This window comes from Undibacterium sp. SXout7W (assembly GCF_049339385.1).
GTDB lineage: Bacteria > Pseudomonadota > Gammaproteobacteria > Burkholderiales > Burkholderiaceae_D > Undibacterium.
In genome coordinates this window covers 40,657-66,886 of sequence record NZ_JBMPPF010000015.1, presented here as the reverse complement: position 1 = coordinate 66,886, position 26,230 = coordinate 40,657, and the positions used below count along the sequence as shown (strand labels likewise).

The following is a 26,230-nucleotide window of genomic DNA, read 5'->3' as shown; positions in this document are numbered from 1 at the left end:
ACCTTGGGGTGAACGAAATACCAGTCAGGAAAAACCTGGTATTTTTAATTGATGTTGATAACACCCTCCTCGACAATGACCAGATTTTGTACGAATTCGGTCAACGTCTTCATATGGAGTTTGGCGCTGCCAGTGCAGCACGTTATTGGCATATCGTTGAGCAAATGCGTATCGAATCAGGATATGTTGATTACTTTGGTGCATTGCAGCTCTTTCGGTCTGATCACGCCTTTTTGACTGGAAACGAGACGGGACATCAACACGAAATCAATAATCAGGCATTACTAAGAATATCAAGTTTCTTGATGGATTATTTATTTGCAGACCGCTTGTATCCTTATGCTAAGGAGTTGATCGCACAACTTGAAACAATCGGCAGCACTGTGATTGTCTCTGATGGCGATATCGCCTATCAACCTCGAAAGATTCTGCGGTCAGGTTTATGGGACGCGGTCAATGGTCGTGTACTCATCTATATTCACAAAGAAAAAATGATTGCTGCGATTGTTGAGCAATATCCTGGTCAGCACTATGTGATGATCGACGATAAATTGCGGGTACTTACCGCAATGAAAAAACTGATGCAACACCATCTGACTACGGTATTCGTTCGCCAGGGTCACTTTGCGCTGAATGCAGACACGCTTGCTATGTATCCACCAGCAGACATCAGTGTGGATCACCTGGGAGACCTAATGGACTTGCAATACAACGCATTCGTCAATTTTGATAGTCCTGTCGCGGACAACGCATGGCCATTCAACAGTTAACAGCGAAACCAATCAATGGAAACATCATGAATGTTCATACCAGCCGGTTGCATGATCTGGGCAACGATGTCGCAAAAAACTCGCCATGAATACCGATAGCGGTACCTCCGGACAAGATCCACTGGACGAAGTTTGCATTAATACCTTGCGTGCGCTTTCCATCGATATGGTACAAAAAGCGAATTCGGGTCACCCCGGCACGCCTATGGGTGCAGCGCCAACTGTGTACTGCCTTTGGCAACACTATCTGACATTTGATTCCAACGATCCAGACTGGCTCAATCGTGACCGTTTTGTCTTATCGGCTGGCCACGCGTCAGCTTTGCTTTACAGCATGCTGTATTTGTGTGGAGTAAAGACAAATGCTCATCAAGCGTCTGATGATCTGGCCGTGAGCATGAACGATCTACAAAGCTTCCGTCAGGCGGGCAGCCGCTGCACAGGTCACCCAGAGTATGGCTGGACTGCAGGCATCGAAACTACTACGGGACCGCTGGGTCAAGGTTTGGCGAATAGTGTTGGTATGGCTATCGCACAGCGTTGGCTGGCAGCGACCTATAACAGACCCGGTTACGCAGTGTTTGATTACAACGTCTATGCCTTATGTGGTGATGGGGACATGATGGAAGGCGTCAGCGCAGAAGCAGCGTCTTTTGCAGGACATTTGAAACTCGCCAATCTTTGCTGGATATACGACAGCAATCACGTCAGCATCGAAGGATCAACAGCAATTACATTTACTGAAGATGTCGTGGCACGTTTTCGTGCGTGTGGCTGGCAAGTCATCAGTGTCGCAGATGCAAACAACCTGGAACAACAAGCAAAGGCCCTCCGAAGTTTTATTGATACTCAGGACCGACCTACTCTTATCATCGTGCAAAGCCACATTGGTTATGGCTCACCTCACAAACAAGACACCCGGGAAGCGCATGGAGAACCCCTTGGGGTTGATGAAGTAAGACTTACCAAACAGTTTTACCAGATGGATCCGGATATTCAATTTTTTGTACCAGATGGCGTGCAGGCGCATTTCAGCGCACAGTTTGGGCAACGTGGAAGTCATGCGCGCACCACTTGGAATAACCTGTTCGTTGATTACCGCGAGAAATATCCTCAACTCGCCATGCACGTTGATTGTATGCAGCAAGGCGCGCTGCCAGATGACTGGGATCACGCTTTGCCACATTTCGAGGCAGATGATCAAGGTCTTTCCACCCGTGAAGCATCAGGTAAAGTCCTGAACGCCATTGCGACACACATGCCATGGCTACTCGGTGGCGCAGCCGATCTGGCACCATCGACCAAGACGCATTTAAGTTTTAATGCGGCAGGTGATTTTGAAGCCGCCGTCAGCACTGATAATCACGACTTCAGCGCAGAGCCAGGAAGTCAGTCCGCCAGCTATGCAGGTCGGAATTTCCATTTTGGCATACGTGAACATGCCATGTGCGCCATCACCAATGGTATGGCGCTATCTAAATTACGACCATTTGCCGCCAGCTTTTTTGTCTTTACTGATTACGCTCGTCCCGCCATCCGCTTATCGGCAATGATGGGCTTACCTGTCATCTATCTCTGGACACATGACTCCATCAGCATGGGTGAAGATGGACCTACCCACCAGCCAATAGAGCAACTCGCTTCATTTCGAGCTATGCCAGGCATGGTGCTATTACGTCCGGCAGATGCCAATGAAGTGCGGGAAGCCTGGCGTGTAATGATGAACATCAAAGATGCACCAGTCAGCCTGGTGTTATCACGTCAGAGCTTGCCAACAATCGATAGAAACAGATACGCCAGTGCCAACGGCGTCGCCAATGGTGCGTATATCCTCGCCGACGCAGCAGAACAAGTGCCGGACATACTCTTGCTGGGAACAGGCAGCGAAGTCGCACTCTGCCTCGCTGCTTACGAACAGTTGAAGACTGAAGGCATTGCCGCCCGCGTGGTCAGTATGCCATCGTGGGATTTATTTGAACGCCAGAGTAAGGTCTATCAGGATCATGTATTGCCACCAACCGTGTTAGCAAGAGTATCCGTCGAAGCGGCATCAGCATTCGGTTGGGAGCGTTATACCGGTCAGCATGGCACGATGATCTCTATGCAGTCATTTGGACTTTCTGCGCCAGGAAAAGTTATTGAAGTACATTTCGGTTTCGATGTCCCTCATATTGTCGCCGCAGCCAGAGCACAGGTTTTACTTCATCGCGTATCCATCGGAGGATAGGCATGAGAACCTCCATACATCCACTGGCCGGCACACTGGCACCAGTATCGTCGCTGATCAACGTGGCGACATTAATCACGGCTTATTTCGCTTTAAAACCGGATCCATCCATTCTGGAACACAGAATCAAATTTGGCACGTCAGGACATCGCGGTTCAGCATGTGATTGTTCATTTAACGAAACCCACATACTGGCAATCACACAGGCCATTTGTGATTTTCGCAGCTTCAACGATATCAACGGTCCACTTTTTCTGGGGATGGACACGCACGCCTTATCAGAACCAGCATGTACTACTGCCATGGAAGTGTTAGCCGCCAATCACGTAGACGTGATGTTAGCCAGCAAGGACGAATACACGCCAACACCAGCAATTTCACTGGCTATATTAAGTTATAACAAACACCGAGACCATCTTACTGGCTTGGCAGACGGCATCGTTCTGACACCCTCACACAATCCACCGCGTGATGGCGGGTTTAAATACAATCCCCCCAATGGAGGACCTGCCAATCAGCATATAACCAAATGGATAGAAAACGCAGCAAATCAATATCTCGATACTGAACTGGCTGGTGTGCTTCGCATCACCTACAGCAAGGCAATGCAGGCAAACACCACTTATCGCTATAACTTCATGGATTTTTATGTGGGCGAAATGAGCAGTGTCATCAATATGAATGCCATTCGTGATGAGCAGATACATATTGGCGTAGACCCTTTGGGTGGGGCTGGTGTCCATTACTGGGAGGCTATCGCAGATCGTTATCAGTTAGATCTGACGGTAGTCAATGATGTGATTGATCCCCGCTTTGCATTTGTGCCACTCGATTGGGATGGACAAATTCGTATGGATCCGTCTTCCATCTATGTCATGCAAGGTCTGATCAACATGCAAGACAAGTTTGATATCGCTTTTGCCTGCGATACCGACCACGACCGACATGGTATCGTCAGTAAAACTGCTGGTTTGATGCCGCCCAACCATTATCTTTCGGTCGCAATTGACTACCTTTTTACGCACAGGCCCCATTGGAGCGGCAATGTTGGCGTTGGTAAAACAATCGTCACGACACAAATGATTGATCGCCTGACCAAAAAATTCAATCGCCGCTTATATGAGGTACCGGTGGGCTTCAAATGGTTTGTGGATGGTTTACATAATGGTGAATTAGGTTTTTGCGGCGAAGAAAGTGCTGGTGCAAGTTTTTTGCGCATGGATGGCTCTGTGTGGACGACTGACAAAGATGGTATTTCCGCCGCCCTTCTTGCCGCAGAAATGCTGGCAGTGACAGGCGATGATCCGGGAGTGCTGTATCGAACTCTGGTTGGTGAGTTAGGAGAATATTTTTCTGAACGGAGAGATGCCTCAGCCGCAAAGCTGCAAAAACAAAAACTCGCCGCATTATCAGCAAGGCAAATAGATGTCAGCCATCTGGGAGACGATAGAATAGAAAAAATACTTAGTCACGCCCCCGCCAACAATGCTGCTATTGGAGGTATCAAGATTATGACTACCAATGCCTGGTTTGTCGCACGACCATCCGGCACGGAAAATACCTACAAAATATATGCCGAAAGCATGCTGGGTGAAGCTCATCTTCAGCAGATTATTCATGAAGCGCAAGCCATTGTAGATAAGGCCATTTCACCTACTGACGAGGAGACATAGATCATGGCATCGTTTAATCCCTATACGTTAAATCCTCTCTCTGCTGACTTACTGAGAAAAATGCATGCCTACTGGCGGGCGGCAAACTATCTGTCAGTAGGGCAAATCTATCTGCAAGCGAATCCGCTACTCCGTCAACCGTTGACATTGGAACATATAAAACCGCGCCTGCTAGGCCATTGGGGTACTACTCCCGGTTTGAATTTTATCTATGTACATTTAAATCGGTTAATCAAAGAAAATGACCTCAATATGATGTATGTAATTGGTCCCGGACACGGAGGTCCAGGCATCGTGGCGCATACCTATCTGGAAGGTTCCTACACAGAGCGTTACCCGGCCATAGAGAGAAATGAAAACGGTATATTGCGTTTGTTTCGCCAATTCTCATGGCCAGGTGGTATTCCTAGTCATGTGTCGGCTGATATCCCTGGCTCTATCCATGAAGGTGGTGAATTAGGTTACTCGTTGGCACATGCTTATGGTGCGGCCTTTGATAACCCTGATCTGATTGTGACCTGCATTATTGGTGACGGTGAAGCTGAAACCGGCGCACTGGCAACCAGCTGGCATTCGAACAAGTTTTTGAATCCCGCAGAAGATGGTGTCGTTCTGCCGATTCTTCATTTAAATGGCTACAAAATCGCCAACCCAACACTGCTGGCGCGCATCAGCCGCGAAGAATTAAGCGACTTTTTACGGGGTGTTGGACATGAACCTTACTTTGTTGAAGGTGATGATCCTGCGTTGATGCATCAAGCCTTTGCTGCCACACTGGACGCGGTATTACAAAAAATCAGAGATATTCAACACCTTGCACGCAACACGATTGCCAAAGATAAGCTACAACGACCACGCTGGCCGATGATCGTCTTGTCCAGCCCCAAGGGTTGGACGGGCCCCAAATTCGTTGACGACCTTGCCGTCGAAAATACATGGCGGGCGCATCAGGTTCCGATTGCTGACTTCAATAATCCACAACATCTGACACAACTGGAAGCATGGTTACAAAGCTATGAGGTCAATACGCTTTTTGATGAACACGGACAATTACTGCCAGAGTTAGCAGAATTAGCTCCGACCGGACATCGTCGTATGGGTACCAATCCACATACTAACGGTGGCGGGCTATTACACGCACTTCAAATGCCACCTATGTATGACTATGCGGTGCCAGTGTTGAAGCCAGGTTCGGTGAAAGCGGAGGCAACGCGCGTACTGGGTGAGTTCTTGCGGCAGGTGATGCTCAATAACCTTGACACAAAGAATTTCCGCTTGTTTGGTCCTGATGAAACCGCATCTAACCGCCTTGATGCCGTCTTTAACGTCACCGGTAAAGCGTGGATGGCAGATACGAAGGCGGTTGACCTTCATCTCAGCGTCAATGGCCGGGTGATGGAGGTGTTAAGCGAACATCTTTGTGAAGGCTGGCTGGAAGGCTACTTGCTCACAGGCAGGCATGGCGTATTTTCTTGCTACGAAGCATTCATTCAGATTATTGATTCGATGCTAAATCAACATGCAAAATGGCTCAAAGTCTGCCAACGCATTCCATGGCGTATGCCAATTGCTTCACTCAATTTTTTGCTCACTTCGCATGTCTGGCGGCAGGATCATAATGGTTCCTCGCATCAAGACCCAGGTTTCATTGACCATGTTGCCAATAAAAAATCTGAGGTCGTTCGTATTTATCTGCCCCCCGATGCTAATTGTTTGTTATCAGTGACTGACCACTGCTTACGCAGTCGTAACTACGTGAACGTCATCGTGGCTGGCAAACAGCCAGAATGGCAATGGCTTGATATGGAGGCAGCGGTTCGACATTGCACGGCTGGTGCTGGTATCTGGCATTGGGCTAGCAATGACATGGGCAACCCTGATGTTGTGATGGCTTGCGCTGGTGATGTGCCCACACTGGAAACTATCGCTGCAGTGAGTTTGTTACGTAACGATATCCCGGGTATTCGTATTCGCGTGGTAAACGTCGTCGATCTGATGGTATTACAGCCCTCATCCGAGCACCCACATGGTCTGGATGATCATGATTTTGAGTCATTATTTACGACGGATAAGCCCGTTATCTTCGCATTTCACGGTTATCCCAAATTAATACATCAATTAACTTACCGTCGACAAAACCATCATCATTTTCATGTTCGTGGTTATCGTGGCGAGGGTACCACGACGACACCATTTGATATGGTAGTACTCAATAATCTTGACCGCTACCAATTGGCTCTCGACGCAATAATGCGCGTACCACGCTTTAACAATCAAATTGAGAATGCCCAGGCACGATATTGGACGGCGATAGAAAGACATAAACGCTACATATACGAGCACGGCGAGGATCTACCCGAAATACGTGATTGGCGCTGGCTAAATTAAAGACAGGACTACCGTGAAATATAAAGATTATTACGAAATTCTGGGTCTTGATAGAAGCGCGACATTAGATGACGTTAAGACAGCTTATCGTAAATTGGCACATCTTTATCACCCCGATATATCAAAAGACCCAAAAGGTGAGGAAAAATTCAAAGAAATTGCTGAAGCCTATGCCACTTTAAAGAATACTGAAAAGCGTGCAGATTACGACATGATCGGTAGTCATAAAGAGGGTGAAAATTTCACGCCGCCGCCTGCATGGCAAGCACAATACAACACAAATGCCTCAAGCTTTGATGACGTTGATATTTCTGATTTCTTCAGCACATTCAGGTCCAGAGGGAAAACAACGGCTTATTCTCCAGCCAAGGGGGAGGACTATTCAATACCTGTTTCTGTGCCGTTAGAAACAATTTTTCAGGGTGGGGCAATTGATGTGTCTGTCGAATTGCCTGAATATGATCAGCATGGTTTGCCACATCGCCGGCAGCATACTTTTCGGATCACCATCTTAAAAGGTGCACAAGAAGGTCAACGCCTGCGACTTACTGGCAAAGGAGGCGCTGGCCGTAACGGCGGTCAACCTGGTGATCTGTATGCGATTTTGACGATTGCTTCGCATCATTTGTTCAGGGTGAATGGCAGTGATCTGTATGTTGACTTGCCGTTATCCCCCTGGGAAGCTGCTCTGGGCGCGAACATACAGATACCGACCCCTGGGGGGAATGTGGAACTCAAGATCACATCTGGTACATCTTCAGGACAGCGTCTACGCTTGTCAAAACGAGGATTACCCAAAGCTGATGGACAAACTGGCGATCTTTATGCTGTTGTGCAAATCCAGATTCCAAAAGAAATTAGTAAAGCCGAACAAGACCTTTACCAACAGCTCTCTCGTACGTCTCATTTTCAGCCACGAACCAGCTTTGACATGGAGTTAAAATGAACGTTCAAATCGCGGAATGGACACTAATCAACGCTCAAAATAGCTTTTCTATCACCAATCTCTGCGAAATATCAGGATTATCCGAACGCGAAATCAATCTATTCATCGAAAATAATATACTCACTCCTATTGATAGCAACGCGCTGGTGAAGATATTTCCTATCCATTCCATAGCGATTGTGAGTGGCGCCCGCCGACTGCGCGACGACTTTGAATTAGATAGTCACGGCATGATGTTGGCACTGACTCTCATGCAACGCATAGATGATATGCAGAGTGAGCTAAAACTACTTCGAGCACAATTCAAACAAACTTAATATTTCAATATTCTTTTCCATTTCCTGCCTTGATTAAGCTAAGAATCTTCTGTTGATATAGAAAAATAGGGGTTCGTGTTGCCGACATTAAACTTGTGCAATAAATTGCACAACAAATCGCGCCTTTTTTAGTGTCATAGAGTATCAAGGTGAGACGTTACAGGGATCACTACAGACTAAAGGTGAGCATATACAGGAATCAAATTACTTCCTGATCTTGTAAACACACATATTCAACAGACTAACTGTTCATATATGGCTCGTTTTTGAAAACTATGTCAATTTAGCTGGAAAAGAAAAATAAAAGCCTCTGAAAGAGAATTCATGTTCATAAGAGTGAGCTTTTACAGGGATTGCTAAAATTACACCTTTAGGCTGAATTAATAACATATATCAATAAATCACCTGCTCTAGAAATGGTTGCCCTCGGTCCTTTTAACATTTAATAATCAGCAAAATTAGCAATATCGACTCTTTAAAAATCAATAGGTTAAAAAAATAAAATCAAAAAACTGGATTAGTCACACTGCTTTATAAATTGAAGGTGAGTAGTTACGGGGAGTAGATATATTTAAATGGTGAGCTTTTACGGGAATATATTTCGCGAATCAAATGATTTGCGATTTTTTTTAGATCTATATCCCTTTATCACTGTCAAAGGTGAGCCTTTACAGGGATAACTTAAGCAACTTCATCATCGCCACCAAAAATATAGATTGAGTTTCTAAAAGTTTTATTTATTTTGTAAAAACTAACGATTTGATGTACCCATTTATGAATGGTGAGTTATTACGGGGAGTTAACATAAAGATGTTTTTAATAAGATTCTTTAAGATTATTTTTCAAAAAAATAACTTAATACAATAAGGTGAGCTTCTACAGGGAATTAAATGTGAGTATTTACTCTCTTTGTTCTTATGATTTTTATTATGCCTATTTAATAGTGAGCTTTTACGGGTAACTTTTGACTGACATTGAAGCTAGTTTGCTAAGTGACCAAATAAACTTCGAAACCTTGTAAGGTGAGATTTAACAGGGAGTAGCAATAAGCATATTTTTATCAGTTCTCTCGAGGATTCATCCACTAAAGTGAGTATCTACAGGGATCTTCAATATAATAAAAAAGACTACTACTTTTTGTTATTAATTGCTCTTGTTTTGATTTTGTGATTTTTCGTCCAAATACGCACTTGGTATTTTTATTATTGAGGGTTTTATTAATATAAACACAGATTAAAAACTTAAATACAAATTAAGCTTACTTAGAATGAGTATTCATGCGGCTTTCCAGCTGTTTCAGTGAGTGGATACAGGGACTACGGTGAGCTTCTACGGGTTCTTTGGTGAGTGTTAGCGAGAACTAATTTTTTATAAGTGAGGTGTTACAGGGATCTTTTGTGAGTGGATACAGGAACTAAGGTGAGCTTCTACGGGGGTATTTGAAAAGTGAATAGATAAATTTTGTCCGGTTTCACTTTTCTTAAGGTGAAGTAGTATCAAATTCATTAAAAAAGTGAGAAAATTATTGAATATAATTACACCTTTCTTGTGGGTGATTACGAATAATTCACTTACATGCTGAAAATGGCGGCCAATGGCAACGAAGAATGAGAAAACATCGAAAAGTTCCGAGCTGGTGGCTTCTGACGTAAGTCAGTCTCGCCAGTTTCGAAAAACAAACGATGCAATTGGTCTTCGTGTCACAGAAGGAAAATTAACCTTATTGACGCGTAAAGTTTTCAACGTAATGATGTATCACGCTCAAGAACTAAAAGTTCCTGGGAAAAATGCACCAATTGATTCACCTTCCGCATCTAAGTATTTTTGGATTCCATTGTCTGATCTGGCAAAAGATGCCGCCTATGACAGTAAAGATACTGAATTTCTAAAACAACAACTTGAAGAACTCCAAAATATTAAATTATTAATGGAGAATGAGAGGCAGTGGACTAGTGAGCGCTTAGTTTCTTCGGTGACTTTGGTAAATCCAACAGGCTTTAAAAAGCATGGCGGGCAGGTATGGTTTGGCTATGCATTTCCTCCTGAAGTTCATGAGTTGGTAATGGTCCCTGGGACCTATACACGCTTTAATATTTTCTATCAGGGATTGTTACGTTCTGGATCTGCCTTGGCGCTTTATGAGATATGTCGTCGTTACGCTACTAATCCTTCTAAACGAACTCTTATTGAATCGTATGAACATTGGTATGGAGTCTTAACTGGTAACGCTGTTGAGAGAGAAGAACCTCCGCCATATAAATACTTCAAGCGAGATGTTATTAAACCTGCTATTGCACAGATTAATGCACTCACAGACATTAATATCGAATTAGTTGAACTAAAAAATGGTCGGCGAATTGATCGCCTTCAGTTTATTGTTCAGCATGCGCAACAACCTCAGCTGGCATTTCCTGCTCCACCTGTAATTGATTTGGCTTTAATTGAGCGGATCATGAAATTTGGTTTTAGTCAGCAGGAGTCGACTGATTTTGTCGCTCAACATTCAGATGAAACTATTCAAGCAGCCATCTCGTTTGTTGAAAATCGTCAAACTCAAAAAAATAGTCCAAAACTAGATTCGCCAGCAGCTTATTTCAGATGGACGCTCAAGAAGGGAGCCTCTGCAGCTCAAGAACAGTTACAGAATTCGGTCGCCAAATTGGCAAAACCCAAAGCTGGTGATGGACAGTCTGTCATGGAAAAATTTCTAGCTGCGCGTGCTCAAGAAGCACTTGATGTCTATAAAGAGTTAGATGATGACGAGCGAAAGCAACTGTTTGATCGTTTTAAAAAACAAAACTCTAGTGCAACCTTAAAACTAGATAAAGGCATTGATAGCCCAACTGTAAAAGCAATGTTGTCGCATTGGTACGCCAAGGAACTTTGGGGTGAGCCAACCGCTGATGCTCTTGCTGCATTTATTGAACAATCAGGAATGGCTAAACGTTGACGTCCTCCCTCACCTACGGCTACCGTTTTCGCGTAAAGGAAAGTGATACCTATTGCCAGCGTCGCACGTTCACGACGGATAATGTTGTTGGCTACATTTAGATCCTGTGTTTTGCCGTGCTACGGACAAGTCCCTTCTCTCATTCCAATGTATTGTAGCTCTTTCGGCTAGTTACGCCACTGAGCTATTCATTTCCGCACCAGCGGCTGCACCTTCGCTTAATTTGAGGTAAAAAAGTTCCTTGCGTTGGAACGGTTGCTTTAATATAAAACACCGCCAAAAGTACAATTAACGAACATGAATTTTATTGTAAGCTTTTTTGCAATAAGAAATATTGTATGCGTATGCTCGGCAGCTAATTTGTTTTTATTTTAAATAAATGACTGTTAATTGTGTTTTTGGATTTAAAATGAATGTCTTTGATTTTTATACAAATAGCTACGATTTCTCTATTTTTGAAGGTTAATCTTAGCAAACACGATATCTGCTTAGGTTGGCAATATGATGTAGGCTAATTGCTTAATGCTTAGGAATACAAATGAGTACTGAATTGAATAATGCAGATCAACTGAATATTGAGCAGTGGGTTGCTGAACCACTCACGGCATTTAAAACATTTATCCAGTCTCCAGAATACCTTCTGTTTTCGCGAAGAAAATCTGGCTTAAAAATGCGGCCCCATCTTTTAAAACAAACAATTTCTGATAAGTCAGCACTGGTCTACCAAACCATGTTTAGCAAGTTAATTTCTTGGTTGCATGTGAGAAAAATTCGTTTTTGGGATTTGTCTGATGAAGATTTATTTGCGTTTCTTGAGCAAAAGGATAAAAACGATACTCCAATATTAAAAAGTGAAATCCAATACCGCTATTTACGCCTTATTGAGAATATTTTTGATTATTTACAACGCCCAGATAACCCTGCTCGAGGAGTGATTTTTCAAGTTTTACACGAAAAAATGTATTTGCAGGGAAGGAATCTAAGCCCGGTTGGACTTTCTAGTGCTGAAATAGAACGCTTTATTGCGGCAATGCCAGTCAGTGATGCGGAAATTCGTCCATCACGTCTGCATGCTGGTTGGAAGAAGCGACGTGATCGTGCGTTGCAGTGCGTAATGCTGGGTGGAGGATTAAAGGTATCAGAAGTAGTTGGGCTACACATTTCGGAAGTAAAACCGGACGTCGAAGTCGACGGTACTTTGAAAGTCTCACTCACACCAAACGATAAGCATGAAACATCTTATCGTCATGATACATACATTCAATCGGAATTTGTACCAGATGTTCTTTCTTGGATGCAAGAAAGAACAATGGTTGCCGTTGGTGGAACTCTATTATTCCCTGGAACTAATGGGAAAAAATTAGATAAGTCCAGCGTTTATACTCAAGTCAAAAAAACTTTTACGCGCGCTGAAATTTCTATTTCTCGTGTTGGCGGTCGTACACTTAGGAACACCTTTGCAATTAAGGAGCTTCAAGCGGGTGAACAATTGGAAACATTACAAAAGAAATTAGGTCTCGCTGATCAACGCTCCGTTTTTCTCTACAAATCAATCAACAAAAAAATCAACATTTAACCACGTCACGTCAAAAAAGAAGTGATGAATGTTTTAACTTATGAGTTCGGTGACCTATCTAGTTAGTTTCATATTGAATGAATAACTATACGGAACAACCGCCAAAGCAAGAAGGATTCTTCGTCACGAAATCTCTAGGAACAATGGAAACCATGCTCCATGCTCGTAACGCTCGAAGCCGGCAAGAGAAAAACGCCAGAGGTGAAGCCAGCCGTTGTCCAGTAGTTGTTTGACGACGGCATGCTTTTCGATTACGGCTTCAATGGCCACCTGCGGCGCATCGATAACTACGGTAAGACGCAAGGGCTCGTGTATCCAGCAATTCCCATCATGCAAGGATTGGCGCGCCAACCCGATTCGCAGATCGCCACCGTTGCCTTCGAAGACACCAAGGCTGCCGCCCACCACATTGTGCAATACTTTGTTGCCGCTGCCCAAGCGCAGCGGATCGCAAGTGGACGCGTGGTACTGCCAGTTAATCCAATGTGTGACCAACATGGGCGCGGTCATCAGCAGTTCTAGAACGCTTCCGTCGGCGTCCAGGCTGGCGTCATAGTCGTGCAGGAAACTGCGCCCGCCCAACACCACGCCACGGCTTCTATGCCGAGGAGCGATCAGAAAAGCGGCGTTATGCGCAAGCCCCCATTCTGGTCGAGTCTGCGCACCGTCGTTGGCACGGCGGCGCAGCTGGCTCAACAGCTCATCATATGGTGCAAGCGGGTCTAGTTGGAGACTGGGTGCCCGTTCGCGCCGGACCTGGTCACAGGCCCGGCGAAACACCGTTTGCAAGTGTTCCCAGCGAGTGGGGTTTATTTGCGGCAGCAGATCCAGATCAAACCACTCGATTTCATCAGTGGTGGTGTTATGCAGTGCGGCAACGAACACGGTAGATTCCGGGAGAGTTAAGCCGGCTTTTTGCAAACCTTGGCGTACCGCTGGTTCGTTGAGCAATTGCGCCAGACTACGCGCATTGACTTCGCCGGTCTGTCCGCAGCAGGCACCGCAGTCCAATGCCGCTGCGTGAGCGTTGTTGGCAGATTGACTACCATGTCCAACAAGCAGCACCAGAGGAGCCAGATTTTGCTGCAAACCCATGGTATGGAGTATCCGTGCCGCTAGCGTGACTTTGGTTTCAAAGTCTACTCCAAGGAGTTGGGGACGGCAGATCTGGCGGTAACGAACAGGCAGCCCTTCCAAATCGTCTTTGATACGATCATGCTTCGTCGGTAACAGCCAATTTCCAAGCTTGCCGAGATAGCCTAATCCGGCTACTTCTACGAAAGAGAAAGCGGCACCAGGCCAGCGGCTGGCTGACAGCCACTGATCCGCCATGGTGAACCTAGTCTGGCGTGCGCGACTCGCGGCGCTTTGCAATGCGGCATCGGCTTCGCGTTGGGATGGGTCAGTGCTGACGATGCAATCGCTTATCTCGATCGAAGGGGCGAGCAAGCCCGGTAACTGCGGCCGTCGGGCTTGGGTCGAGAGTGGCGTGTAAGCAACTGGAAGACCAAAAAATCCAGCAAATCCCAGAGTCTGAATGCCCGGCCACACGGCTTCCAAGGCGCGGCGCAGTGGTTCGCTGCGGACGTCGATGCAAAAGGCCGCCTGGACTTCAATCTCTTGTGGTGCCGAGCCATGACCGCTGGCCAAAGCCAAGCGCTGTGCCAAGTCACGCTGATAACCAAGCTCAAGCGCCAACTGCCACACTTCGTCGATTAAAAACGCCTGCTCGGCCTCTTTTAGTACCAAAGGAGCCTGGCTCCAGGCCTGCTGAAGCGCGACAAACGCCTGCTTAGTGGTAGCATCATCTTTGCACTCTAATAAAAGTGTGCCCCAAGCTAAGCGAATCGCCAGCAATTCACGCAAGTGCACGTCCTTGCCGCCCTCCAAGCCCGCCTGCCAAGCGAGGTAGGCACACCAAGATGCCCATCCATTGACCGTAAGCAACACCGACTCAAGATAGTCTGCCCAAACTGCTTGCGGTAGACCCAGACGTTGTAACGCCCAGCGTTCAGCTTCAATCGATGTTGCGGGCAAGGCGTTGACGGCATTGCCGATACGAGGCAAGCCCATCAATAAGCCGATGCCGTGGTCATGTTGTAAGGTGTCCCGCCAAAAAGTGTACAAACCTTGGGTTCGCTCTGGCTGCCAGATGGCTTGATGCTCATCGAAGTAAGCAGCGCAAGTTTGACTCACCTGATGGGTAATAGCATCTCGCCAAGATAAACGCGCATGGCGATTAGGATCATTGTCAAGCACATCAATCAGCAAGGGCAATTGTGCCTGCGGCGCTCTCGCCTGCAGAGAGTCTAAGCACTGATCTGGCTTGAGATTAGCCGCGCGCGCCTCGGGCAGCTGTTGTAAAGCTAGTGCTAAATCGGCGGCGCTGATGCGACCTTCGCGCCACGCTTTCAGTTGCTGATCTTGAGAAGGAAATACTTGGATGCCACCGAGAACAGCCATCCGTGCAGCGACCCGGCGTACCGGCATATTAATGCGTGACCAATGTGGATTGACTGCGATGGCGCGATCTAGGGGCCACGCCGGTGCAATCGTGTAACAGGCTTGACTGCAGGCGAGCTCTATCCGCGCATGGATTGTCTCAATATCTGAAACGGCTGGAGCAGGAAGCGCCGTATTCGGCTTTGTGTCGCTAGTCAGTATGTCGATCATAAGTTTCTCCAGTTTGTCAGTTCAGTGCGCAGGATCAGCGAGCGGCTATGTGGCAGATTTAGGCTGAATCTGCGTGGTTGCCTGAGGCATCCAGCGAGTTGGCCAAATGTGCAGGGCTAGACGCGTGTAGGCCTCGTCCAGATAAAAACCGGCGTAGCTCCAACGACGCCAATGCGTCAGCAGCTGCGGTCGCCCTTGCAGCAGCGCTTGAAAGAAGGACAAGGCAGCCATACCTATCAGTGCGATCAGACCGAGTTCTCGGTGAGGGGCGTCTTCGAGCCCGAAAGGTAGCGCATGAGCGGCAGTTGCAGCCAGTGTCAGGCCAGTCACCATTAAGAACCCGAAAAAAATTTGTACTGCTCGTGTTGACCAGCCGGTTTGCGCCGCAGGTAACCACAGCATGGGTGCCCATGCGAGACCAAGTATCAAACTCCACCACCAAGGCCAGGATGTTTGCCCCGCCAGTGTCTGTACCAAGAGTACGGTGAAAATTGTCAGCACTGGTGCCAGTACCAGACTGGTGGCACTAGGTGGTGAAGCACCACGCAGAACCTGCGCTCGGGTTTGACGCACGGCGGTCGATGCCGACAGGAAGGCATGAGCCTTGTAGAGTGAATGACCAATAAGATGCAAGGCAGCCAGGGTATAAAGGCCGAGCGCGCATTCAAGTAGCATGAAGCCCATCTGCGCAACGGTTGACCACGCCAGGCGGACCTTGATGCTGATACGAGTCAGCATCACCATGCCTGCCAGTACGGCAGTCGCCAGACCAAATGCCAATAACAACATACGCGCTGTGGTTGCTTGTTCTAACATAGGTGCGAAGCGGATGATGACAAAACCGCCCAAATTGACCACGCCCGCATGCAACAATGCAGAAACTGGGGTCGGCGCCTCCATCACCTGGATTAGCCAGCCGTGTACTGGTAACAAGGCAGTGCGCAGTATCACGGCCAACACGAGTAAGACGGCGCTCGATTGCAGGGGCAAGGACATGCCGTGCTGAGCAATATGTAGCCATAACGCTGAAAGCGAGCCGCTGCCGACTTCGATCCATGCCAGTGCGGCGGCGCCGATCAGCATCACGTCAGCCAAGCGATCAGCAATACGCTTTTTGTGCGCAGCAAGCAGGGCGAACGGGCGATCCGAGTAAAAACACAGTAATTGCTGTAGGGCTATTCCCACTGATGCCCAGGCTGCTATGAGTAACTGCCAGTGATCTGCCACCAGGAGAAGGTGAACACTGGCTAATACACAGGCCAAGGCGCTGACATACCGCTGCTGACCGGGTTCACCCGTCAAGTAACGCGCGGAAAATGCACCAATGACCGTGCCTAACAGTTGCACCAGCAAAGCGATGATCAGGCTCAAAGCAGTTGCAGTTATTACGCCAGGCCATTGTGCACCTTTACTTACTAAAGGAAGTAATAAACCTGTACTTACCAGCGCGGCAATCGAAACCCATTGAAATAAACGCCATAGTCTCGGGGTCGAGATCGAGTTCAGTCGAGCCGCTACTGCCAGCGCCGCCATTAAAATCACAGGTGCCAAGGCACAAATTAAATACAACACTTGAAGTGTATCCATCGCATGACCCTATTTAAATTCATTGCGAGGATGATGCTTCGGAAAAAAAATTCTGTAAAATAGAATAATAAGAACAATTTAATATAAAAAAACGAATGATTCTGCTTGGGCAACTCAATTTTCATCACCTTTTCTATTTCTGGCGAGTAGCCAAACTCGGGCATCTGACCCGGGCTGCAGAGGAATTGCACACCTCGCAATCAGCGGTTTCGGCTCAGATCCGCCAATTAGAAAAACGCATAGGCGAAGACTTGTTTATCCGTGAAGGCCGCCGTCTTATCCTGACCGACACAGGGCAACTTGTGCAGGCGTATGCCGACAACATTTTTGGCCTCGGCCAGGAAATGCTGGGGCGCTTGCAAGGTCGCTCAGCCGGAATTGCTCGCCTACGCGTGGGCAGTGTTGCCACCCTGTCACGCAATTATCAGGAAAACTGGATTCGACCTGCGCTCACAAACCCAGCCGTCGTGCTAACGCTGGAATCTGGATTATTGGAGGGGCTACTTACCCGGCTGGTGCAGCACCAGTTGGACGTGGTATTGGCCAATGAGACTGTTCCAGCTGATCCTGATCGACCATTGCACTGCCGTTTTTTGGGTAGCCAGTTGATCTCGCTGGTCGGTCCCGCGAGCCATTGGGCATCACAAAGCCTGCGAATTCCGGAGGACCTGAATGGCTTAGATATTGCATTGCCGGGTCCGCGCCATGCCTTACGTGCTCAATTCGATGCGTTATGTGCAACTGCCGGTGTTAATCCCAGACTACGAGCGGAGGTGGATGACATGGCCATGCTTCGCCTGATTGCCCGCGACAGTGGCTGGCTGACCTTGTTGCCCGAGGTGGTAGTGCAGGATGAACTGCGCGCGGGAATTCTCGTTTCGGTGGGCCAGTCCACGGCGCTGCAAGAACGCTTTTATGCCATCACGACACCTCACCGACACCGCATCGAAGTACTTGAGCAGTTGTTGAACAGCGCGCCAGAAAACTAATCGTGTAACCAGTTTACGAAGCTTCAACTATTTCGTGCCGGTTTCTCTATATTCGCCGACGAGATCCAAAAGGAAAAAATGACGTGCCATATGATCCATTTTCGATTTCAGGCACTGACCATTGGGATTATGTCGGATCGCACCAGGTACGCGCTCTATCTAACTATCTTGCCAACGCCACGTTTCGTCCGGGATGGTTACGCTCGGTTGAACCTAGATGGGCATAATGATGGCGAGGTTGCCTTTCAGCATCGCCATGATGCGTCGTCCCTGGATCGCATGCTTACGATAGAATGGAAGCGATATGGCTTGGCCTGCAGCGACTGCCACCACACTTGAATGTGAACTTACTTTATTTTTGATGTATGTATTAAAATTATTTTTAATACATACATCAGCGCATCGTATATATCGGCAGGTGCTGAATAAGCTGGTATCAGCATAAACTCAATCGTTATGATTGTATTCACAGTTCTGCGTGCAAGCGAAGAGCATAAATGGTCACTGGCCCTCGATCACGGTTATAAGCAGGATTTGTCACATGCTGGTAGTCGAAAGAGAGTTTCAGATTATGAGTGAGTACCGCTGAATAATAGGCTTCGACAATTCGTTCAGTCCCATAATTCAGTTTACCGTCACCAATCAGGATACCGCTGCCGCCGGCAGAGAAATATGCCTTCGCATCGGAAGATAAAGCATTGATGGCACCCGCAAGCCCTACTCTGTCGCCTGATCTGTTCCATCGCATTCCCTGTAACGACAAGCCCCCAGATATTGAACGATTGATATCAGTAAATTCGTACGTTTCTTTCTTACCACTGTTGATTCCCATACGAAGGAATGCGCCAAAATCACTCGCTAACTCTTGCTCAACATTCACCGATAAACCAGGGTTCGAACTGTTATGACGAACCAATGCGGTATCTGGTACCGAATTAGTTGCCATTCCAAGACGGGTCGCATCGCGATAGGCTCCCATATGGCTTTCGTTCAGAAAGAATAACAGTTTGAATTTACCTGGATGACCAGCCCATTCATGACGATGTTCTATTTCAGCGACAACACTATGCGGGTAAACATGGACTCCAGTAATTTTCTGATTTGGCACCTGCGACATTTGGAACATAGCACCACGCCAACTCCAATTGCTTTGATTCCACTCTATCGACAGTCCATTGGTAAAACCCCAAGGATCTGCTGCGTAATCGAATGTACCTGAATCAATAATCGACCAATTGAGGAAATCCGAACGAGCATCATGGGCATAACTGTTGTTATCAAAAATATCAACGACGGCAAATTTGCCGAAGGTAACCACGATATTATTGGCACTATAGTGATTAGCGAATTGGTTTATACCTTCCTCAACGGCTTGAGGCTCACCATCCAGAGGTATGACATGTCGGACGAATGCGCGTGGCAAGCGAACATAAGGACGGTTTTGACCTATTTTGTACGCTTCACCACTGGGGTAACCGGCCATACCAACGGTATTACTGAGGCCAAAACCTTGATCAATTTCAGGGTTGATCCAAAATTCACCATTTTTCCACAAACGACGACCGATAAATAAAGTAAGGTCTGTCGTGTTGGTATTACTTGCAGCACGCCCCATACTATTTTGTCCATCATAAAGCGCCCTGAAATCAGAGTGCCATTGATTGACATACGTAAATTGGCTACGTACTCCCCAATTCCCACTGGTAGCAGATTCCAAGGTCGGATTAGCATCTTTAACGGTCATGGCTTCTTCAGCAACAACGCCGCCAGATAGTGTGCAAGTAGCACTGAAGAAAAATAAGGATAACAGTACTGCTTTCATTTCGCCTTTTTAAAACATCATCAATTTCAAGATAAGTGAGTAAAGTCGTTATATCTTTCGTACTGGCTTTAGTTGCTGAACTGTCACCATGCTGTACCATTTTACGCTATACCACTGCGATGCCGTTAGCCATACCCCCCAGAAGATACAGCGTTGCTAACAACAATAATCTATACAACCTCCCACCCTATCTGCGTAAGCAGCAGCAATTAAGCTGAGAGCGGGAGCTGGTCAACTTTTCTTTTTTACTTCTTCGAAGTCTGCATCAACGATACCTTCTTGCTTTTCATAATGCATATCAGAAGATGCTTGCTTATCTTCTTGTCGCTGTTGTTCGTTTGATTCGTCATTCATTTTTGTATTCAACTCTTGCGCAATACTGGATAAGGCGGGCCGTTTAGTATCTATCTCCGACTGATTATTTCCGAGCATAGCAGTCTCTAATTCTTTGATAGCGGTATTAAATTTTTCCTTATCGAGCGTGCTCAATTTTTCACCATGCTCACGTAATGATTTACTGACGCTGTGAACCAAAGTGTCGGCCTGATTGCGCGACTCTGCGAGTTGTTTTAATTTTCTGTCTTCCTCTGCATTTAATTCAGCATCTTTTACCATCGTCTGTATCTCTGCTTCTGTGAGGCCGGAGTTTGCCTTGATCGTAATCTTATTTTCTTTGCCGGTAGCTTGGTCTTTGGCACCCACATGTAGTATGCCGTTAGCATCAATATCAAAACTGACTTCTATCTGAGGAGTGCCGCGTGACGAAGGTGGAATTCCTTCCAGGTTAAATTCTCCCAATGTCTTATTACCGGCAGCGATTTCCCGCTCTCCCTGGTACACCTTGATTGTTACAGCAGACTGGTTGTCGTCTGCGGTTGAAAATATCTGACTGAATTTGGTAGGAATAGTAGTATTTTTTTGTATCATCTTGGTCATCACGCCGCCCATTGTTTCGATGCCGAGTGATAAGGGTGTAACATCCAGCAATAACAAATCTTTTTGATCACCAGATAATACGGCTCCTTGAATCGCAGCACCGACGGCAACGGCTTCATCAGGATTGACATCTTTGCGTGCCTCTTTGCCAAAAAATTCTTTTACTTTTTCCTGAACTTTTGGCATGCGCGTCATACCACCGACGAGAATAATATCGTCAATATCGCTCACTTTGATACCAGCATCCTGGATTGCAATCCGACATGGCTCTATAGTCGCGTTGATCAATTCTTCAACCAAGGATTCCAGCTTTGCTCTTGTCATCTTTTGTGACAGATGGATTGGTGCACCGTTTGCCATCGCAATATATGGCTCATTAATCTCCGTTTGCTGAGCCGAAGATAACTCTATCTTTGCACGTTCTGCCGAGGCCTTGATACGTTGTAGTGCGATAGGATCCTTTTTCAGATCGAGCCCGTGTACCTTTTTAAATTCTTCGATGATGTAATCAATAATGCGCTGATCGAAATCTTCTCCGCCCAAAAATGTATTTCCGTTAGTGGATAAAACTTCAAACTGACGTTCACCCGCCAACTCTGCAATTTCTATAACAGATACGTCGAAAGTGCCCCCGCCAAGATCGTAGACGGCGATCTTGCGATCACCTTTCTCATTTTTATCCATGCCAAATGCAAGGGCAGCTGCGGTGGGCTCATTAATAATTCGTTTTACTTCCAGCCCTGCAATGCGCCCAGCATCCTTGGTCGCCTGTCGTTGAGCGTCATTAAAATAAGCAGGTACGGTAATAACTGCTGCCGTCACTTCTGTACCGAGATAATCTTCTGCTGTCTTCTTCATTTTGCGCAGAATTTCAGCTGAAATCTGCGGGGGAGCCAGTTTCTTGTCACGTACGGCTATCCAGGCGTCGCCATTATCTGCTTTGAGAATATTAAACGGCATCAGCGCAATATCTTTCTGCACTTCTTTTTCATCAAATTTGCGGCCTATCAATCTCTTGACTGCGTACAAAGTGTTTTTGGGATTAGTGACAGCCTGCCGCTTAGCCGGTGCGCCAACAAGAATTTCACCATCTGCCTGGTATGCAATGATTGATGGCGTGGTACGCGCACCTTCAGAATTCTCTATGACTTTTGGCTTGCCATTTTCCATCACTGCAACACAGGAATTGGTGGTTCCCAGATCAATACCGATCATTTTAGTCATGATAATTCCTTTGTTGAATATGTCTCAGATTACGGCTACGGAATCAGACAAGACTGAATGCACATGCGCCAAGTCATCTGCATTGCCATGTACCATGAGAATGTATTTGTCAACTTTGAGTGCCATCTCGTATTTCACTACCTGATTATCTGAGACGCCTATTTGAGTCAGTGCTGCACCTAATGCAGACAGGCCACCAACAACCACTGCGCCTTCCATTGCTGCAATCAAGGTTGTTACTACCGGGCCAGCCATAGCCAGTAGTCCCACGCCAGGCAGAAAAAACACAGCTGGCGCCATCAGCAGCCCCCAGATTCCCCCCCAAAAAGCACCATTCCCACCCCAGGTTTTAATTTTGTCTCCAATCGTATAAAAACCTATAGGCTGTTCTTCACTGTGATACCCCTTGCCAATGAGGGACAATTTTTTTACATCAAATCCAGACTTACCAAGCGAGCGAATAGCCTCTTCTGCTTCTTGGTGGGTGTTATAAATGTAGACGGGTGAATTATTGATATCCATGATTTGCCCTGGTAGAAAATTTGGAAAAATGCATAAGTATTAAAGTGGCTAACAGCATCAATAAAGATGAGTAAAGATGCTGCATTAGCTGGAGGACTAGTAGGACAAAGTCATGTTGTCGACCACTTTTTTAACACCAGGGGTGCCCCATGCAGCATGGCGTGCAGATTCACGCTCTGCCCAGTTTCCAACTTTTCCGGAGAGAGTCACATTGGCATTATTGACTACGACATTAATTTTTTTTGCGTCATCCATGGCACTACGTTTTAATGCTGCTTCTATTTCTGATTGGACTACGCCAGAAGACACTTTGCTTTTGATCTGGATATCGTCGCTCACACCTCTGACGCCCATCAGATAACGAACTGCAACGACTGCCGCTACCTTTTGAAACTCCCAATCAACTTCGCCAGAGAGGGTAATCCAGCCATTTTCAACCATGATTTTGATTGCACCGTACGGCAAAATTGACATCCAACCCAAAACGTTTTGTGCCGTACTGGCGATGTCACTATCATTTCTTTGGCTGGCACCAGGCAAATCAATTTCGATTTCAACGGAAAGTGCCCTGACACCAGTTACACGCTGAGTAGCGCGCTCGACTTCCAGTTTTTCTGAGTAGCTGTCGACGTGACCAGTCAAATTGACGATGCCATCCTTGACCTCTACGCCAATTCTTGCGGCATTAATAGATGGCTCCCATTTCAATTCAGCATTAACGTCTTCTTTCAATTTTTCATCGGTTTTCATTTTTTTCTCTTTTTACAGTTGAGGAAAATTTAGCCTAAGACTCATCTGTTGTATGGTCTGTTCGCTGTCAAACACAGATCATTTTTTTGAGAAAAATATTACAAGCAGGACTTACACAATATCGTTCCGATAAAGCCCGACAGACGGCAACACTATGACAACGTATTGAGTCCGTGCTCGTACCGCACCTCATTGTCAGCCGGTCAATCTCAGCCATCTGTAAGTAACCAGTGTTTTTTTCGACTATGATGAGACCATGTAAGGAGAAAAATCATGGAGCTCAGTACGCTGGCAATATGTGCGCTTTCATTTCAAGCAGTCTGTTTGGTGACAGTAGTTGTGCTTTTTATTGGCTGCGTAGGCGGCATTATGAGTGAGCGACATCACCGAACTCATGATGAATAATAACCACATATCCGCGTTTCCCTTGCTAGTCCAGCCCCGTTCCGAGGCAATAGACAAGAGAAAGTCAAGCGGACGGCCTGATTTCTGATTTGCGAAGGCTTGGCCAGTATATTTATCTAACCCCCTGAGTATCGACATAAGTTCTGGCTATTTCCAGCCCTGCCAACACGACCGATGAAATAAGCCAGGTGCAAGAGCAGCGGTTTTCTATAGAATTGAATGAAACTACTGGTCAATCGCGTTGTGTCGATAGCAGAGTCTCTATCTGATCAGCATTCATTCTGGCGATAGACCTGAATCCCTCGCTGATACGCATATCACATGCGGCTCTACAGAGACAGGTAGAGCAGGCTTAAATTTACACCCGACCAACTTATCTCCTTTTTGCGGGATATATAACATTGGCAGCATCCGTTATTGTGAACTCAGGAACGTCGCTGACCGCTGCGTCCTTGGGATAGGGAACGATTTACAACCTTTTGGCCAGCCACAGACATATGGCGCGATACCGCTTGCCGAAATGGTCAAGGCCATACCCACCTATTGATTATCACTAAGAACGTGGCTGCCAGTCATTCTCGATTTTTTTGACTTTCCTTTGTTTGAACTGAGCCCACACCGACTGTTCAATGAGCTGATAAGCACAAAGTGTGTTACCGCACGGTGTCGACTGAAACTTTTGCGTAGGCTCGGTATATGGTTTCCGCAAGAAAGAAACAGACGTTTCTTGCACATATACCAAAGGATGAACACCTTATGTCGACCAGCATCACAAGGTTCATTCACATACGCGTCTGCGTCATCCGTACCACTTAGGCGCGCCCATATGCCGATTATTTACAGTACGCGTATGCAGTACGGATACACAGATTCCTCGTTGATGGTTCGGTATTTGTCGCACTTATCCAGACTCATCACCTTGCTCGTGCCGTTATATGCACTATGTGCATGCGTATCGACATCAGACCTGCATGAGCAAACTCTCTCTTTTAAAATTCCTGCATCTTGGACAACGGCTACAGCTACGACCACTGCGACAGAGACATCAAATGAAACACAAAATAGCCCTACCTCGCTTGTGGAGTGGTGGAAAAATTTTAATGACCCTGTCCTCGATATACTGATCGCCCACACGCTGCAAAATAATACCAATATCAACATAGCACAGGCATCTTTAAGGCAGGCGTGGGCTTTGCGTGATGTTGCTGCAGCCGCGTTATGGCCATCGCTTAGCGGTTCAGCCTCGGCGCAACATGATGCTCAAAATGGTAAAAATACAAGCAATATTTTCCAAGTTGGCGTCAGTGCCAATTGGATACCTGATCTTTTTGGCTTTCACCGTAGCGCTATCAATGCTGCCGATGCGACGGCTCAATCCAGTATGGCTAGCTTGGGTGATGTGCAAGTATCAATCGCTGCGGAGGCAGGCTTAAGTTATATTACGCTGCGAAATGCAGAAGCACGAATGATGATCGCAAGCGAAAATCTGGTGAGCCAAGAAGATACCTTGCGAATTACACAATGGCGCCAACAGGCCGGTTTGGTGACCATATTGGAATCGGAACAAGCACGCTCCCAGACTGAGCAGACTCGCGCTCTGCTGCCGACGTTACAAACGACTATCCGTCAAACACGTCATACGTTAGCGATACTGACAGGCAGACCGCCAACAGCACTGGCTTCGTTATTATCGACCAAATTGCCAGTGCCACAAGTAGAGGCTCATCTCACGATGAGCATCCCAGCAGAAACTTTGCGTCAACGAGCAGATGTCCGTACTGCAGAATTAAAAATGGTGGCGGCACTTGCCTACGTTGCACAGGCCAAGGCAGCACGCATGCCCAGTTTTTCTCTCGCTGGCTCACTCGGTGCCAACTCACTCACTCTTGGCACATTAACCAATAGTTCATCGATGGTGAGTTCACTCATCACCAATGTAGCGATACCCATCATTGATGGTGGTGCCCTGCGTGCACAGATACGTTCACAACAAGCGGTGTGTGATCAGTTACGTTTGTCCTATGAATCTGTCATATTAACCGCACTCAAAGAGGTGGAAGATGCATTGATAGCGTTGCAAAATGATCGTCAACGCTTGGTCAGTCTGCAGCATGCCAGCGACGCAGCCACTACTGCGTCGCTATTGGCTCGGCAGCGTTTCAGTACAGGATTAGTTGATTTCCAGATTGTCCTGGAAACCCAGCGCACTCAGCTGAATATTCAAGATAGTTTGGCGAGTGCTCAAGCAGAAGTGAGTAGTGATCATATTCGCCTATACAAAGCACTCGGTGGCGGTTGGAATGCTGATGCTGTTCATAGGAGCGCTTTTGTCCCCATCTCATCCAACATTGCCATCCAAGGCAACAAAAACCGGAATTCCACACGATGAATGCGCCCACACCTGGTGATGGATTGTCGGCGCCTACTGAGGCATCTACCGCTTCTATACAGACACCAATACTTTCTCAAAAAACG

General features: G+C 46.6%; 16 protein-coding genes. 10 read left to right on the top strand and 6 right to left on the bottom strand.

Annotation, left to right across the window (positions count from 1 at the left end; translation table 11 throughout):
- Positions 1–8: 8 nt before the first annotated feature.
- The 8 genes from ACO0LB_RS14385 to ACO0LB_RS14350 all read left to right on the top strand — a co-directional run bounded on the left by ACO0LB_RS14385 (position 9) and on the right by ACO0LB_RS14350 (position 12,847).
- Positions 9–770 carry an HAD family hydrolase gene (locus ACO0LB_RS14385; protein ID WP_423050205.1) on the top strand — a complete coding sequence of 254 codons (762 nt, stop codon included), beginning with the start codon at positions 9–11 and terminating at the stop codon, positions 768–770.
- An 85-nt stretch (positions 771–855) separates the two neighbouring features.
- Positions 856–2,997 carry a transketolase gene (gene tkt / locus ACO0LB_RS14380; RefSeq protein ID WP_423050203.1) on the top strand — a complete coding sequence of 714 codons (2,142 nt, stop codon included), beginning with the start codon at positions 856–858 and terminating at the stop codon, positions 2,995–2,997.
- A gap of 2 nt (positions 2,998–2,999) precedes the next feature.
- Complete coding sequence (gene pgm / locus ACO0LB_RS14375) at positions 3,000–4,670, top strand: phosphoglucomutase (alpha-D-glucose-1,6-bisphosphate-dependent) (RefSeq protein WP_423050201.1); 1,671 nt, start codon at positions 3,000–3,002, stop codon at positions 4,668–4,670.
- Positions 4,671–4,673: 3 nt separating this feature from the next.
- On the top strand, positions 4,674–7,058 hold the full coding sequence (locus ACO0LB_RS14370) for a phosphoketolase family protein (RefSeq protein WP_423050199.1): 2,385 nt from the start codon (positions 4,674–4,676) through the stop codon (positions 7,056–7,058).
- A 13-nt stretch (positions 7,059–7,071) separates the two neighbouring features.
- Complete coding sequence (locus ACO0LB_RS14365; RefSeq protein ID WP_423050197.1) at positions 7,072–8,004, top strand: DnaJ C-terminal domain-containing protein; 933 nt, start codon at positions 7,072–7,074, stop codon at positions 8,002–8,004.
- On the top strand, positions 8,001–8,321 hold the full coding sequence (locus ACO0LB_RS14360; protein ID WP_423050195.1) for a chaperone modulator CbpM: 321 nt from the start codon (positions 8,001–8,003) through the stop codon (positions 8,319–8,321). The genes ACO0LB_RS14365 and ACO0LB_RS14360 overlap by 4 nt, the downstream gene beginning before the upstream one ends.
- A 1,594-nt stretch (positions 8,322–9,915) precedes the next feature.
- Positions 9,916–11,271, top strand: coding sequence for a replication initiation protein (locus ACO0LB_RS14355; protein ID WP_423050193.1), 1,356 nt, complete (start codon positions 9,916–9,918; stop codon positions 11,269–11,271).
- Positions 11,272–11,809: 538 nt separating this feature from the next.
- Positions 11,810–12,847 (top strand): tyrosine-type recombinase/integrase, encoded by a 1,038-nt coding sequence (locus tag ACO0LB_RS14350; protein WP_423050191.1) that lies wholly within the window; start codon positions 11,810–11,812, stop codon positions 12,845–12,847.
- A gap of 123 nt (positions 12,848–12,970) precedes the next feature.
- On the opposite strand, the gene ACO0LB_RS14345 is transcribed toward ACO0LB_RS14350, so the two are convergent.
- Both ACO0LB_RS14345 and ACO0LB_RS14340 read right to left on the bottom strand, forming a co-directional pair.
- A complete protein-coding gene (locus ACO0LB_RS14345; protein ID WP_423050189.1) occupies positions 12,971–15,520 on the bottom strand; it encodes a YbcC family protein in 2,550 nt (849 codons plus the stop codon).
- A 45-nt stretch (positions 15,521–15,565) separates the two neighbouring features.
- A complete protein-coding gene (locus ACO0LB_RS14340) occupies positions 15,566–17,107 on the bottom strand; it encodes an NADH-quinone oxidoreductase subunit L (protein ID WP_423050187.1) in 1,542 nt (513 codons plus the stop codon).
- Positions 17,108–17,205: 98 nt separating this feature from the next.
- Between ACO0LB_RS14340 and ACO0LB_RS14335 the strand changes: the two genes are divergently transcribed.
- Positions 17,206–18,096, top strand: coding sequence for a LysR family transcriptional regulator (locus tag ACO0LB_RS14335; RefSeq protein WP_423050314.1), 891 nt, complete (start codon positions 17,206–17,208; stop codon positions 18,094–18,096).
- Positions 18,097–18,562: 466 nt separating this feature from the next.
- On the opposite strand, the gene ACO0LB_RS14330 is transcribed toward ACO0LB_RS14335, so the two are convergent.
- The 4 genes from ACO0LB_RS14330 to ACO0LB_RS14315 all read right to left on the bottom strand — a co-directional run bounded on the left by ACO0LB_RS14330 (position 18,563) and on the right by ACO0LB_RS14315 (position 23,350).
- Entirely contained in the window at positions 18,563–19,918 is a 1,356-nt protein-coding gene (locus ACO0LB_RS14330; RefSeq protein WP_423050185.1) for a carbohydrate porin, read from the bottom strand.
- Between the two features lie 231 nt (positions 19,919–20,149).
- The gene (dnaK, locus tag ACO0LB_RS14325; RefSeq protein ID WP_423050183.1) at positions 20,150–22,078 is read right to left on the bottom strand and encodes a molecular chaperone DnaK; all 1,929 of its coding nucleotides are present in this window, start codon (positions 22,076–22,078) and stop codon (positions 20,150–20,152) included.
- Positions 22,079–22,102: 24 nt separating this feature from the next.
- Positions 22,103–22,600, bottom strand: coding sequence for a DUF1269 domain-containing protein (locus ACO0LB_RS14320; RefSeq protein WP_423050181.1), 498 nt, complete (start codon positions 22,598–22,600; stop codon positions 22,103–22,105).
- A 96-nt stretch (positions 22,601–22,696) separates the two neighbouring features.
- Positions 22,697–23,350: a BON domain-containing protein gene (locus tag ACO0LB_RS14315; protein WP_423050179.1), complete on the bottom strand. Its 654-nt coding sequence runs from the start codon at positions 23,348–23,350 to the stop codon at positions 22,697–22,699.
- Positions 23,351–24,581: 1,231 nt separating this feature from the next.
- On the opposite strand from ACO0LB_RS14315, the gene ACO0LB_RS14310 reads away from it, so the two are divergent.
- Positions 24,582–26,144 carry an efflux transporter outer membrane subunit gene (locus ACO0LB_RS14310; RefSeq protein WP_423050177.1) on the top strand — a complete coding sequence of 521 codons (1,563 nt, stop codon included), beginning with the start codon at positions 24,582–24,584 and terminating at the stop codon, positions 26,142–26,144.
- Positions 26,145–26,230 lie beyond the last annotated feature (86 nt).